Source organism: Streptomyces sp. NPDC055140, from assembly GCF_053607285.1.
The window spans coordinates 99,364-112,955 of record NZ_JBSGTG010000020.1; the positions used below are offsets into that span (position 1 = coordinate 99,364).

12 protein-coding genes are annotated in these 13,592 nt (G+C 70.5%); 9 read left to right on the plus strand and 3 right to left on the minus strand.

The window, feature by feature from the left end:
* Positions 1–61: 61 nt before the first annotated feature.
* The 3 genes from ACWFR4_RS32190 to ACWFR4_RS32200 all read right to left on the minus strand — a co-directional run bounded on the left by ACWFR4_RS32190 (position 62) and on the right by ACWFR4_RS32200 (position 2,734).
* The gene (locus tag ACWFR4_RS32190; protein ID WP_453655669.1) at positions 62–1,156 is read right to left on the minus strand and encodes an agmatine deiminase family protein; all 1,095 of its coding nucleotides are present in this window, start codon (positions 1,154–1,156) and stop codon (positions 62–64) included.
* A 372-nt stretch (positions 1,157–1,528) separates the two neighbouring features.
* Entirely contained in the window at positions 1,529–2,113 is a 585-nt protein-coding gene (locus ACWFR4_RS32195) for a TetR/AcrR family transcriptional regulator (protein ID WP_453655670.1), read from the minus strand.
* A 63-nt stretch (positions 2,114–2,176) separates the two neighbouring features.
* Positions 2,177–2,734 (minus strand): TetR/AcrR family transcriptional regulator, encoded by a 558-nt coding sequence (locus tag ACWFR4_RS32200; protein ID WP_227300213.1) that lies wholly within the window; start codon positions 2,732–2,734, stop codon positions 2,177–2,179.
* 174 nt (positions 2,735–2,908) lie between these two features.
* Between ACWFR4_RS32200 and ACWFR4_RS32205 the strand changes: the two genes are divergently transcribed.
* The 9 genes from ACWFR4_RS32205 (at position 2,909) to ACWFR4_RS32245 (ending at position 13,557) form a co-directional block, all read left to right on the plus strand.
* Positions 2,909–4,513, plus strand: a complete 1,605-nt coding sequence (locus tag ACWFR4_RS32205) for a serine/threonine-protein kinase (RefSeq protein ID WP_453655671.1) — start codon at positions 2,909–2,911, stop codon at positions 4,511–4,513.
* A 201-nt stretch (positions 4,514–4,714) separates the two neighbouring features.
* Positions 4,715–5,428: an urease subunit gamma gene (gene ureA / locus ACWFR4_RS32210; RefSeq protein ID WP_453655672.1), complete on the plus strand. Its 714-nt coding sequence runs from the start codon at positions 4,715–4,717 to the stop codon at positions 5,426–5,428.
* The gene (locus tag ACWFR4_RS32215) at positions 5,425–7,134 is read left to right on the plus strand and encodes an urease subunit alpha (RefSeq protein WP_453655673.1); all 1,710 of its coding nucleotides are present in this window, start codon (positions 5,425–5,427) and stop codon (positions 7,132–7,134) included. The genes ureA and ACWFR4_RS32215 overlap by 4 nt, the downstream gene beginning before the upstream one ends.
* A gap of 117 nt (positions 7,135–7,251) precedes the next feature.
* Positions 7,252–8,262: an agmatine deiminase family protein gene (locus ACWFR4_RS32220; protein WP_453655674.1), complete on the plus strand. Its 1,011-nt coding sequence runs from the start codon at positions 7,252–7,254 to the stop codon at positions 8,260–8,262.
* A 47-nt stretch (positions 8,263–8,309) separates the two neighbouring features.
* Positions 8,310–9,965 carry an ABC transporter substrate-binding protein gene (locus ACWFR4_RS32225; protein WP_453655675.1) on the plus strand — a complete coding sequence of 552 codons (1,656 nt, stop codon included), beginning with the start codon at positions 8,310–8,312 and terminating at the stop codon, positions 9,963–9,965.
* Entirely contained in the window at positions 9,962–10,921 is a 960-nt protein-coding gene (locus ACWFR4_RS32230; protein ID WP_453655676.1) for an ABC transporter permease, read from the plus strand. The genes ACWFR4_RS32225 and ACWFR4_RS32230 overlap by 4 nt, the downstream gene beginning before the upstream one ends.
* Positions 10,918–11,772, plus strand: coding sequence for an ABC transporter permease (locus tag ACWFR4_RS32235; protein ID WP_453655677.1), 855 nt, complete (start codon positions 10,918–10,920; stop codon positions 11,770–11,772). The genes ACWFR4_RS32230 and ACWFR4_RS32235 overlap by 4 nt, the downstream gene beginning before the upstream one ends.
* Positions 11,769–12,767, plus strand: a complete 999-nt coding sequence (locus tag ACWFR4_RS32240) for an ABC transporter ATP-binding protein (protein WP_453655678.1) — start codon at positions 11,769–11,771, stop codon at positions 12,765–12,767. The genes ACWFR4_RS32235 and ACWFR4_RS32240 overlap by 4 nt, the downstream gene beginning before the upstream one ends.
* The gene (locus ACWFR4_RS32245) at positions 12,760–13,557 is read left to right on the plus strand and encodes an ABC transporter ATP-binding protein (protein WP_453655679.1); all 798 of its coding nucleotides are present in this window, start codon (positions 12,760–12,762) and stop codon (positions 13,555–13,557) included. The genes ACWFR4_RS32240 and ACWFR4_RS32245 overlap by 8 nt, the downstream gene beginning before the upstream one ends.
* The last annotated feature ends 35 nt before the right edge of the window (positions 13,558–13,592 follow it).

Below are 13,592 nucleotides of genomic sequence, written 5' to 3' on the forward strand. Positions count from 1 at the left end.
AGGTATCTGCGCTTCTTTAGATATCTGGATGCGTTTTCAGTTACCTGCGTGCATGTGGGGCCTACGGCACGGGTTCGTGCATGGTGGAGCAGTGGATGCCGCCGCCTCCGCCCATGAGGCGGTCGACGTCGAGCTGGATCACCTCGCGCCCCGGGAACGCGTCGGAGAGGGCCTGGCGGGCGGCGTGATCCTTCGCCCGGTCCCCGAACTGCGCTGTGATGACAGCCCCGTTGACGACATGGAAGTTGAGGTACGAGTCGACGAACTGAGAGCTGCGCGAGCGGACGGTGTCGGGGCCATCGACCTGGATGACCTGGAGTCTCCTCCCCCGGGCGTCGGTCGCACCGGACATGATCGCGAACTGTTCGCGCGCGTCGCGGGCCCAGACGTCCCCCCTGTCGTCGGGCGGCATCTGCACCATGACGACGCCGGGACGGATGAAGCGGGACGTGACGTCGATGTGGTTGTCGGTGATGTCCCGGCCGCGGACACCGGGGACCCAGATCATCTTTTCCGCGCCGTACGCGTGCAGTACGGCCTCCTCGATTTCCGTCCGGCTCATTCCGCGGTTGCGGTTCTTGTTGACGAGGCTGCTCTCGGTGGCCATCACCGTCCCGTCACCGTCGGTCTCGATCGATCCGCCTTCGCCGACGAAGTCCGCCCATGCGAAGTCGAGTTCATTGAATTCGGCGACCCACTCGGCCACGGCGGCGTCGTCTCGATGGGTCTGCTTGTGACCCCATCCGTTGAAGTTGAGGCCTACGGCGTCACGGTTTCCCCGGCCGTCGCGCCGGAAGACGGCGCAGGTGTCGCGCATCCAGAGGTCGTCGGTGGGGATCGAGGTGATGACGGTCACGTCCCGCCCGCAGGCAGCCCGGGCGTCCTCTGCGGTGTCCTCGTCCGGGGCACACATGATGACGGGCTCGTAGGCGGCGACCGTGCGGGCGATGAGGGCGATGTCCTGCTGGACTCCGGACAGCTGGCGGCCCCAGATGGATCTGCTCGCCGGCCAGGACATCCAGGTCCGCACGTGCGGAACATCGTCCGCCGGTACGTGCCATCCGTCATCGGCCGTGTTGTCGTAGCCGGCCTGACGCGAGGGGCTCGCCCCGAAGACCGCGTCGAGCAGACGCCTGCCCAGGGGAGGTTCGTTCATGGGGGCTCCACATCAAGTGCTGTGTAGTGAGCGGCTGTTGAGGCTCAGGAATCGCCAGGGAGCGGCGGTCGGCGACAGGGAACCTGCCTGGGCCTGGCATGGAACGGGCCGGATGCCTCTACGGCGATCACCGTTCGCCCACGCCCTGACGGGAGCCGTCGGCCTGCGGCGCCTACGCGGCTGCCGCACTCACCCGTACCGCCGGGTCGCAGGACGCGACCCGGGCAGGGAGCGAGCCGAGCGGCCCGGTGTCACCATGCCCTCATTGTGACACTGACTGGATTTTCAGTCAAAGAGCCACGCCGGGCTCTGCGCATCCAGCGACCGGGGAGGCTCGACGCTTCGTACGGTCCAGTGGATCAGCTCTGCGGATCAGCCCCGCGGATCGGGCAGCAGCTCGCGCTCCAGAGCGGCGGCCACATGTGACCTGGCCTCGGCGGTGGTGAGCAGGCCGGCGAGCCAGCGCCCGCTCAGCCCTTCCACCAGCGAGGTCAGCCGGACCGCGGCGGCGCGCGAGTCCACCGAGGCCGGGATGTCACCCTCGTCCTGACCGTCCTCGATCACCTCCGCCAGCTCGACGAGCCAGCGTTCGGTCAGCGTCGCCAGGACCGGCCGCAGTCCCTCGTCGAAGGTGGCCGCCGCTCGCACCTCGCCCCATACCGCGGAGTTCTCCCGCACTGCGCGGTCGTCCTGGAACTCCCCGACCAGCAGCCGGAGCAGCAGCTCACGGACGGGGGCGTCATCGTCGTCGGAGACGCCCGCATACCCTTCGGCCCGGTCGTTGACGTACTCCAGCGCGCTCGTGACCAGGCCCGACCGGTCGCGGAAGTGGTAGTAGATCAGGGTCTTGGACACACCCGCCTCGGCGGCGACCTCCTCGACCCGCAGTCCTCTCACTCCCCGCAGGGCGATCACTCGGCAGGTGGCTTCCAGCAGTTTGGCGCGTCGAGTACTCACGCCCGTACTGTAACCAGCAGGTCAGGGCGCCGGCCCTGCGCACACCGCCGGGGCGGGCAACGCCTACCTGCGCTCCAGCCGCCCCAGTTCGGCGTCGACGGCGTCCAGCATCAGCTCGCGGGCGTGCTCCAGCGGGAGGATGCCGCTGAGCCAGCGCATGCTGATGCCCTCCACCAGAAGCGTCAGCCGCTCGGCGGAGGTCGCGAGGGTGGTGACGGTGGCCATCGGCCGTACCTGGCCGAGCAGTTCGGAGATTTCCTGCACCCAGACCAACGTCGCCCTGGCCAGGTCTTCCCTCAGGTCGGGGTCGAAGATGGCGCTGGCGCGCAGCTCGCCCCACGCGGTGCTGTTCTCGCGTACGACCGGATCGTCCTGGAGCTCCAGGAGAAGGGTGCGCTCCAGCTCCTGACGCGGGGTCAGGGGCTCGGCGTCCGCGTCGCGCTCCGTGGTGTAGCGCTCGGCGCGGTCATTGATGAACTCCAGGGTCCGGCGCAGGATCCCGGCGCGGTCCTTGAAGTGGTAGTAGATGAGCGCGGTGGACACCCCGGCCTCGGCGGCCAGCTCCTCCACCCGCAGCCCGCGCACTCCGCGGCGGGCGATGACCCGCGCGGCTGCCTCCATGATCGCTGTTCTACGGTCGCCCACGATTCCTACCCTAACCGCTTTCGCCGGCTGAACCTCACCTCATATTGACTGAAACTTCAGTCACGGGCACCATGCAGTCCAATCCCCTCCCCTATCCCGCGCGTGCCGCACGCAACCCCCCTGTCCGTCACACCCCGAGAGAGCCACCGCATGACCTCCGACCGACGCGCCGCGCCACCCGCCTTCGAGGCCCTGTCCGCGGACGATCCGCACGAGATCGGCGGCTACCGGCTGTGCGCCCGGCTCGGCTCGGGCGGCATGGGCCATGTCTACCTGGCCTTCACACCCGGAGGCCGGCCGGTCGCCCTCAAGGCAGTACGCCCGGAGCTTGCCGGGGACACGGCCTTCCGCCACCGGTTCGCCCAGGAAGTGACGAACACGCAGCGCGTCCACGGCCTGTACACGGCCCCGGTGATCGACTCCGGCACCGACGCCGCGACACCTTGGCTGGCCACCGCCTACGTGCCGGGCCCGTCGCTGCACGAGGTGGTCCACCGGTACGGTCCGCTGCCCGTTCCGACGGTGCTGCTGCTGATGGCCGGCATCGCCGAAGCGCTCCAGGCGATCCACGCCGCCGGCGTGGTCCACCGCGACCTCAAGCCCGCCAACGTACTGCTGGCCTCCGACGGCCCACGGGTGATCGACTTCGGCATCGCCAGAGCCGCCGACGCCGTCGCGCTCACCAGCGCGGGCCTGCAGATCGGCACACCTGCCTTCATGGCCCCCGAGCAGGCCCTGGGCAGAGCCGCCACCCCCGCAACGGACGTCTTCGCGCTCGGGGCGCTCGCGGTGTACGCGGTCTGCGGCGCGCCACCCTTCGGCGGCGGCCCCGAGTCCGCGGCCCTGTACCGAGTGGTGCACGAACAGCCCGACCTCACACACGTACCGCCCGAACTGCAGAACCTGCTGTGGCAGTGCCTGGCGAAGAACCCCGAGGATCGGCCCACCGCCGGCGCCCTGATCGAGGCCGTGCGCCACCATCCGGCCGCGGGCGCGCAGCTGCGGTTCACCGACGGCTGGCTGCCGCACTCGATCCGTGCCGACATAGCCGGCCGCAGCGATCTGCCCGAACCTCTGCAGCCGTCACATGCGCAGCCCACGATGACGGCCACTCCCACGGCCCCGGCCCGCACGGACACCGCCGTCACCGCACAGCCCGCACCACCACCCGCGCCACCCCGGCGCAGGAGGCGCCGGCGCTGGGTCGTACCGACGGTGACAGCGGCCGTCCTGGTGGCCGGAGCGACGGCCTACCGCCTGAGCGACTCGAACGGGGACCCGTCGGAGGCGAACGGCCCCAGCGGGCGCGACCGGGGCTCGGCCCCACCGTTGCGGCCGCACTCTTCGCCGCCCTCGAAGTCGGCCGCCTCGCCAGGTGCCGGATACCGGCAGGTGTACGCCGAGACCGAGCTGACCTCACCCGACCCGAGCTACGAGTTCGACCTCCGCAACGGCACGGTCGCCCCCGAGTCCACCGCCGCCTGGTACCTGGCACGCACTGCCGACGAATTCGAGTTCCCCGACGACAGCGACGCCTACATCGCCTACGACGACACGCTCTCCCCCGGCGGCTGCGAGGAGGGAGTCGACAGCGAGCCGGTGACCACGCTGAAGTTCGATGACCTGGAGGAATGGCGTCCGTTCTGCATCCGCGACGCGAACGGCAAGGACATCGCGATCGTGCATCTCATCGATGCCCCGACGACGAGCGAGTCCGTGACGGTCTCCGTCCGTTACTACCGCAAGACCGCCTGACGAACGGCCGCCGGAGCGTCCGGCGGCCCCGCCGGGCGAATGCTCGTAGAAGTCACGTCACACATCTTGACTGAATTTTCAGTCAGTGGCATCTTCAGGTCAGCACCAGATGAACCGCCACAGAGAGCGACACACCACCATGCACTTCGACGACGCCACCGCCCACGAGCCCGCCCAGGGCAGATCCGCGGAGCCGCCGGTATGCGGCTGACCCCGACGGAGCGCGACCGGCTGCTGCTCTTCGGCGCCGCCGAACTGGCCCGCACCCGACGCGCCCGCGGCCTGCGCCTGAACGTGCCCGAGGCGACCGCGCTCATCGCCGACACGGTGTGCGAGGCCGCCCGTGACGGCGCCCGCCTCGCGGAGGCCGTCACCGCCGCGCGCAAGGCCCTCGGGCCCGATGACGTCCTGCCCGGCGTGCCCGATGTGGTCACCGAGATCCATGTCGAGGCGGTGTTCGACGACGGGACCAGGCTGGCCGTGGTCAGCGATCCGTTCGGCGGCGGCAGCCTGGGGGCGCAGGCGCCCGGCGCCGTCCTGCCCGCGGCGGAGGCACCGGCCGGGCAGCCCGTTCCGGTCCGGACGGTCACCGTCCGCAACACCGCCTCCGTACCGATCAGCGTCACCTCACACTTCCACTTCTTCGAAGCCAACCCCCGCCTGGACTTCGACCGGGCCGCCGCCTTCGGGATGCGTCTGGCCATGCCGGCCGGAGCGTCCACCCGGTTCGCGCCTGGCTCCCGGAGCGAGGTCGGGCTCATCCCCATCGGCGGCGACCGCGTCGTGATCGGGTTCGCCGGTCTGGTCGACGGACCGCTGGACGCGCCGGGCGCCCGCCGCGACGCGCTGATCCGCGCGGCCGCCTGCGGCTATCTCGGCGCCAGGCCGGACGACGACCAGGAGGCTTCATCGTGAGCACCACCATCGATCCGCAGGAGTACGCCGCCGTGCACGGCCCACGCGCCGGCGACCGGGTCCGCCTCGGCGACACCGGACTCGTCGTACGGGTCGAGTCCGACTCGCAGGCCCCGGGGGACGAGTTCCTGGCAGGCTTCGGCAAGACCGCCCGCGACGGACTGCACCTGAAGGCCGCCGCCGTCCGCGAGACCTGCGATGTCGTCATCAGCAACGTGCTCGTGATCGACGCGGCGCAGGGCATCCGCAAGACGTCGATCGGCATCCGGGAGGGGCGCATCGCCTCCGTCGGCCGCGCGGGCAACCCGGACACCCTGGCCGACGTGGATGTCGTGGTCGGCACCGGGACGACGATCGTCTCCGGAGAGGGCATGATCGCCACGGCGGGTGCGATCGACACGCACGTACATCTGCTGTCGCCGCGCATCATGGAGGCATCGCTCGCCTCCGGCGTCACCACGATCATCGGGCAGGAGATCGGGCCCAGTTGGGGTGTCGGGGTCAACTCGCCCTGGGCACTGCGGCACGCGTTCAACGCCTTCGACGCCTGGCCGGTCAACATCGGCTTCCTGGGCCGGGGTTCGTCCTCCGACCCGGCGCCCCTGGTGGAGGCGCTCGCCGAGGGCGGCGCCTGCGGCTTCAAGGTGCACGAGGACCTCGGCGCGCACACCAGGGCGCTCGACACCGCGCTCCGGGTCGCCGAGGAGCACGACGTCCAGGTCGCCCTGCACACCGACGGTCTGAACGAGTGCCTCTCGGTCGAGGACACCCTCGCCGTCCTCGAAGGGCGCACCATTCACGCCTTCCACATCGAGGGATGCGGCGGTGGTCATGTGCCCAACGTGCTGAAGATGGCAGGCGTACGGAATGTCATCGGCTCCTCGACCAATCCGACCCTCCCCTTCGGGCGGGACGCGGTCGCCGAGCACTACGGGATGATCTTCAGCGCGCATGCCCTGCAGCCGGATCTCCCGGGCGACGCCGCCATGGCGCGGGACCGGATCCGGGCGGGAACCATGGGCGCCGAGGACGTACTGCACGACCTCGGGGTCATCGGCATCACCTCGTCCGACGCCCAGGGCATGGGCCGGGCCGGGGAGACCGTGCGCCGCACCTTCGCCGTGGCAGGGAAGATGAAGGCCGAGCTCGGCCCGATGGAGGGCGACGGACACGACGACGACAACGCGCGCGTGCTGCGCTACATCGCCAAACTGACCATCAATCCGGCGATCGCCCATGGCCTGTCCCACGAGGTCGGCTCGATCGAGAGCGGAAAGCTCGCGGACATCGTGCTGTGGTGGCCCGACTCGTTCGGCGCCAAACCGCAGATGGTCCTCAAGGCGGGCTTCCCCGCCTACGGGGTGACCGGCGATCCCAATGCGGCCGACGACCGATGCGAACCGCTCGTCCTAGGCCCGCTGTTCGGCGGACACGGGGCGACCGCGGCGGATCTGTCGGTGGCGTTCGTCAGCCGGGCCGCTGCCGAGTCCGGCTCCTTCGGCCGGCCGTACGACGCGCTGGCGACCCGGCGCCGGCGGGTGGCCGTGCGCGGCACCCGCGGGATCGGCCCGGCCGACATGGTGAACAACGCGCGCCTGGGCGAGGTCCAGGTCGACGCCGACACCGGCCTCGTCACGCTGGACGGGTCGCCGGTCCGCTCGGATCCGGCGTCCGAAATGCCTCTCAACCGCCTGTACTTCCTGTGACGCACCGAGACCAACGGGTGCAAAACCGCCGAGATTTTCGGCTCCCATGAACTGACTGAAATTTCAGTCATACTCTACTGCTGCGAACCCGGATGAATCCGGATAGGGAGAACACTGATGACCTTCCGCATGCCCGCCGAGTGGACCGAGCACGAGCGCTGCCTGATGGCCTGGCCGACCCGCCCCGACCTGTGGGGCGACGTCCTGGAGACCGTCAAGGGTGAGTACGCCGAAGTGGCCCGCGCCATCGCCGAGTTCGAGCCCGTGACCATGGCCGCTCCGCCGGGCCACGGAGCCGAGGCCCGCGAACGGTGCGGCGACGACGTCGAGGTGATCGAACTGCCCACGGACGACTCGTGGTTCCGTGACTCCGCGCCGCTGTTCGTGCTCGACCCCGACGGCCGCCGGGCCGGCGTGGACTTCCGCTTCAACGCCTGGGGCGGCAAGCACCACCCGTACGACGCCGACGACCGGATCAGCGCTCTGCTGCTCGAACGGCTGGGTGTTCCGGCCGACCGCTCGGAGATGATCCTGGAGGGCGGGGCGATCACCGTGGACGGTGAGGGCACGTTGATCACCACCGAGCAGTGTCTGCTCCACCCCAACCGCAACCCGGGCCTGACCAGGGCGGAGATCGAGGCGGAGCTCAAGGCTCGGCTCGGTGTCACCAAGGTGATCTGGCTGCCGTACGGCGGGCTCCTGGACACCGAGACCGACGGTCACGTGGACGGCGTCTGCGCGTTCGTCGCCCCCGGCAAGGTCGTCGTGCAGCTCCCCGATGATCCCGAGCACCCCGACTACGCGCGGATGCGCGCCAACCGGGCGGTCCTCGAGGCCACGCCCGATGCGATGGGCCGGACGCTGGAGATCGTCGATCTGCCGCAGAGCGCGTTCGTCGAGGTCGAGGGACAGCCGGTCGAGGTCGGTTACCTCAACTTCTACGTGGCCAACGGCGGCGTGGTCGTCCCGGTCGCCGGGCTGCCTCAGGACGCGCAGGCCCTGGAAGTCATCGCGGAGGCCTGTCCCGGACGCAAGGTCGTCGGCGTGAACGCGCGCGTGATCGCCCACGGCGGCGGCGGTGTCCACTGCATCACCCAGCAGGTCCCCGCCGCGCGTCCGCGCGCCTGAGCAGTTCCTCACCCTCGGCGACGTACGTACGGAGAGGAACCGCGCCGATGCACACCACACCACCCAGGCCGGGAAGACGCAGGGCCGGCCGTCCGGCCCTGCTGGCCGCCACCCTGTCCGCCGTCCTCCTCGTGCCCGCGTGCGCGGGACCGCCGGGCACCGGCGCCTCGGGCGCGGGTACCGACTTCCGGCTGTCCGCGAGCACGCCACGGGCGAAGGGCCAGATCGACTCGTTCACATGGGCGCTCTATGCGGAACCCCCGACGCTCGACTACATCTCCGCGTTCGACTACCCGCAGAACATGATCCTCTCCAATGTGTGCGAGAGCCTGATGCGGTGGACGCCCGACCTGAAACTGGCGCCGGGCCTTGCCAGGAAGGCGTCCCATCCCGACCCGCTGACCTGGGTGTACGACCTGCGCGACGGCGTGCGCTTCCACGACGGGCGCGTCATGACCGCCGACGACGTCCTGTTCAGCCTCGGCCGGCAGATGAACCCGCACAACGGGGCGGCGTGGGCGCAGGTCTTCGAGAACGTCGCCTCGCTCGACAGGACCGGGCCGCTCCAGGTCACCGTCAAGCTGAAGCGGCCCGACTCGCAGTTCCCCCAGTACATGGCGACCGCCGCCGGAGTGGTGGCGAGCCGGTCCGGGGTCAAGGCCGCGGGCCGGGACTACGGCACCTCTGACGGGCTCGCCTGCACGGGACCGTACGAACTCGGCAAGTGGGACAAGGGGCAGTCGATCGAGCTGCGGCGATTCGACCGCTACTGGGGGACGAAGGCCAAGTCCGCGAAAGCGGTGTTCCGCTTCCTCAGTGACTCCTCCGCGCGCACCAAGGCCATGCTCAGCGGTGAGGTGGACGGCGGATACCTGATCCCCACCGAGAGCTACGGCGCGCTGCGCTCCAGCGGTGTAGGGACCCTCTACTTCGGCGAGGGGCTCAGCACCGTCAACGTCAACGTCACCAACATGCGCGGCCCCCTCGGCGACGTCCGGGTCCGGCGCGCGCTGTCCCTCGCCCTGGACCGCCGGGGCTTCCTCAAGACGGGCCTGAGCGGCGCGGGCACCGTCACCAACTCCCTGACGACCAAGGCTGCTTGGGCCGCCGCCCCCGAGTCGGTACGGAAGGCCGCCTTCGACGGACTCCCGTCGGCCGAGCCGAACCTCAACAAGGCCAAGAAACTCATCAAGGAAGCCGGCGCCACCGGCAAGACACTCACCGTCGCCACCAGCTCGATCGGGCAGGACGTGTCACTGCTCGCCACGGCCGTCCAGGCGGCGGGCAGCGAGATCGGGCTCGACATCAAGCTCAAGACCGTCGCCCCCAACGCCTTCACCGCACTGTTCACGGACCCGCAGGCGCGCAAGGGCATCGACATGTTCCCCGAGACGTACTACGACTCGATCACCGATCCGCTGGACCTGCTCGGCAACTTCCGGACGGGCGCCTACCAGAACTTCGCCGGCTACAGCGACCGCTCCTACGACCGCCTGGTCGACCGGGCCCGCGCCACCGACGACCCGGTCGAGCGGCTGACGAAGGAGGCCGAGCTCCAGCGCAAGGCCGCCGATCAGGTGCTGTGGATCCCGGTCGCCGAATGGCCCACCGCCCTGTTCCTCAACAAGCGGATCACCGGCGCCCCCACCACCATCTCCTACCTCTACTCCCCGTGGGCCGCCGGCATCGGGGCCGCACAATGAACTTCCTCAAATTCACGGTGCGCAGGCTGGCCGAGATGGCCGCCACCCTGCTCGGCGCCTCGTTCGTGATCTTCGGTGCGATGTATCTGGCGCCCGGCAGCCCGGCGAGCTTCCTCCTGTCGGGGCGGTCCGCCTCGCCGGACGCGCTGCGGGCGGTCAACGAGCAGTACCACCTCGACGACCCGTTCGCCGTGCGGTACTTCCGCTGGCTCGGCCAGCTGCTGCACGGCGACTTCGGCCGCTCGATCACGTACCGCACCGACGTGTCCCGGCTCCTGGCCGACCGGCTGCCGAGCACCCTGCTCCTGGTCACGATGGCCCTGGTCCTCGTCGTGGTCATCGGCCTGGCCCTCGGCCGGATCGGCGCGGTCCGCGGCGGCGCCACCGACGCCACGATCCTGGTCACCACCACCCTCGCCGTCGGCACTCCGTCCTTCGTCGCCGCGGTCGCGCTCCAAGGTGTGTTCGCGGTGCGGCTGCACTGGTTTCCCGCCGGAGGAACCGGCGAAGGGTTCGGGCAGCTGCTCTGGCATCTGACCCTCCCGGCCGTGGCCCTCTCCCTGTATCTGATCGGCATGCTGGCCCGCGTCACCCGCAGCGCCATGCTCGACGTCCTCGGCCAGGAGCACGTCACCGTGGCCCTCAGCCGGGGTATCCCGAAGCGACATGTGATCAGCAGGCATGTGTTCCGCAACGCGCTCGGCACCGTGCTCACCACCGGCGGGCTGATCGTCTCCACCCTGCTGGTGTGCACCGTCCTCGTGGAGTCCGCGTTCGGTGTCGGCGGCATCGGCCAGCTCCTCGAACTGTCCATCACCACCAAGGACTTCCCCACCGTGCAGGCCATCTCGCTGACCATGGTCGGGCTGTTCATGGCGGTCAACCTCGTCGTCGACCTCGTCCACCCCCTGGTCGACCCGCGCATTTCCCTCGGCCCGGGGAGGTCTGCCGCATGACTGTCGCCGTTCTGCGCCGCCCCTGCCTCGCCCGGCTCCGCACCAACCGTCCACTCCTCTACGTGCTCTGCCTCGGTTTCGTCTGTCTGGTCGTCCTGACGGCCGTGCTCGCCCCTTGGCTGGCCCCTGCCGACCCCAACGCGGCCGACCTCGGGAACGCGCTCGCGGGCACGTCCGCCGCCCACCCCTTCGGCGTCGACGCCTCGGGCCGCGACACGCTGTCCCGCCTGATAACAGGCGCCCGGACCTCCCTGCTCGGCCCGCTCGGCGTGGTCGCCTTCTCGACCGTCGCCGGAGTCGCCATCGGGATCGCGGCCGCCTGGCGGGGCGGCTGGCTCGACTCCGTGCTGTCCCGCAGCACCGAACTGGTCTTCGCGTTCCCCGGCATGCTCCTGGCGATCCTGGTCGTCTCCGTGTACGGCGAGGGCCTCTTCGCCCCGGTCATCGCGCTCGCCGTCGCCTACCTCCCGTACGTCAGCCGGCTCACCCGCTCCCTGGCGCTGACCGAGCGCGAACGCCCCTACGTCAGCGCCTATTCGGTACAGGGGCACTCCGGGCTCCAGGTCTGCCTGCGGCATGTCCTGCCCAATATCGCGCCCGTCGTCCTCGCCCAGTCCGCCATCAACTTCGGCTACGCCCTGATCGATCTCGCAGGCCTCTCCTTCCTCGGGCTCGGTGTGCCCGCGCTGACGCCCGACTGGGGCCGCATGGTCTTCGACGGCCAGACCGCCATCCAGCGCGGCTACCCCCTGTCGGCGTTCCTGCCGTGCGCCGCGATCGTGCTGACGGTCGTCGCGTTCAACGTGGTCGGCGAACGCTGGGCCGACCAGGTCGCCAGGAGGGACAAATGAACAACATCCCGCCCGCCCTCGACATCAAGGGGCTTCGGCTCCAACTCCCGGACACCGCACGGCCGGTACTCGACGGCGTCGACCTCACCATCGCCGCCGGGGAGACGGTCGCCCTGGTCGGCGAGTCCGGCTCCGGAAAGTCCCTCACCTCCCGCAGCATCCTGGGCCTGCTGCCGCCGGGGGCCACGACCGAGGGGACCGTACGGGTCTCCGGCGACGACGTCCTCACCATGACGCCCCCACGGCTGCGCGAGCTGCGCACCGGCACGGCCGCCATGATCTTCCAGGACCCCCGGGCCGCCATCAACCCGCTGCGCCGGATCGGCGACTTCCTCACCGAGAGCCTGCGCCTCAACACCGGGATGCGCACCGAGGAGGCCGGCCGGCGCGCCGCGGAGATGCTCGCCGCGGTCGGCCTCTCCCCCGACGTCCTGCGCCGCCATCCGGGCCAGCTGTCCGGCGGCATGCTCCAACGCGTCATGATCGCGGCCGCGTTGATGGGCGACCCGGCACTGCTCCTCGCCGACGAGGCCACCACGGCTCTCGACGTCACCACCCAGGCCGAGGTCGTCGCCCTCCTCGGTGACCTGCGCGAACAGTTCGACACCGGCCTGCTCTTCGTCACCCATGACCTGGGTCTCGCCGCGACCATCAGCGACCGGGTCTACGTGATGTACGCGGGCCGGATCGCCGAGACCGGGCCCGCCGACGCCCTGTTCGACCGGCCGAGGCACCCGTACACGGCCGCCCTTCTCGGGGCCACGCCGCGCCTCGACGCACCGCAGGGACGGCTGGCCGCGATCGACGGCCAACCGCCGGATCTGCGGCAGGAGTTGACGGGTTGCCCGTTCGCGCCCCGGTGTGCGTACGCCACCGACATCTGCCGGGACGAGGCGCCCGTCGACCGGCCGGTCGGCGACGAGGACGGGCAGCTGCGGCATCGCGTCTCGTGCCACCACAGTGAACGGCTCGAAGGGAAGTCCGGCCATGAGTGAGACCGTCCTCGAAGTGACCGGAGTGAGCCGCTCCTACCGCAGCGTCCAGGCGGCGGACGATGTCTCGTTCACGCTCGGCGTGGGCGGATCACTCGGCATCGTCGGCGAGTCCGGCTCCGGCAAGACGACCACCGCCCGCATCGTCGTGGGCCTGGAGCGCGCGGACGCGGGCGAGGTCCTGGTGCGCGGCGTTTCGCGGACGGTACGGGCGCGTGGCCGGGCGGCCCGGCTTGCGCGGGCCCGCGACGTCCAGATGGTGTTCCAGGACCCGTTCCTCTCCCTCGATCCGAGAATCACCGTCGACGCGGCGCTGCGCGAAACGCTGCGGCTCCACTTTCCCGACGGGGACCACTCGCGCCGTCTCGACAAACTCCTCGACCAGGTCGGGCTCGGCAGCCGGGCGGCCGGCGCCCTGCCCCGGCAGCTCTCCGGCGGACAGCGTCAGAGGGTGGCCATCGCGCGGGCACTGGCGGTCGAACCGGCCGTACTCGTACTCGACGAGGCCGTCGCCGCGCTGGACGTGTCGGTGCAGGCGCAGATCCTCAACCTGCTCGCCGACATCCGCGAGCAGACCGGCATCGCCTACCTCTTCATCACGCACGACCTCGGCGTGGTGCGCTGCGTCACGGACGACGTGATCGTCATGCGCCAGGGCCGGATCGTCGAGTCAGGACCCACCTCCCGAGTCCTCGACGGCCCCCAGCACCCGTACACACGCCTGCTGTTGGAGTCGATCCCCCGCCCCGGATGGAACCCGCAGGCCATCGCCCTGGCCCGCCGCGCGCTGTAGCCCCGGGCCCCCGAGACCACCGTCCAGAGATCCGT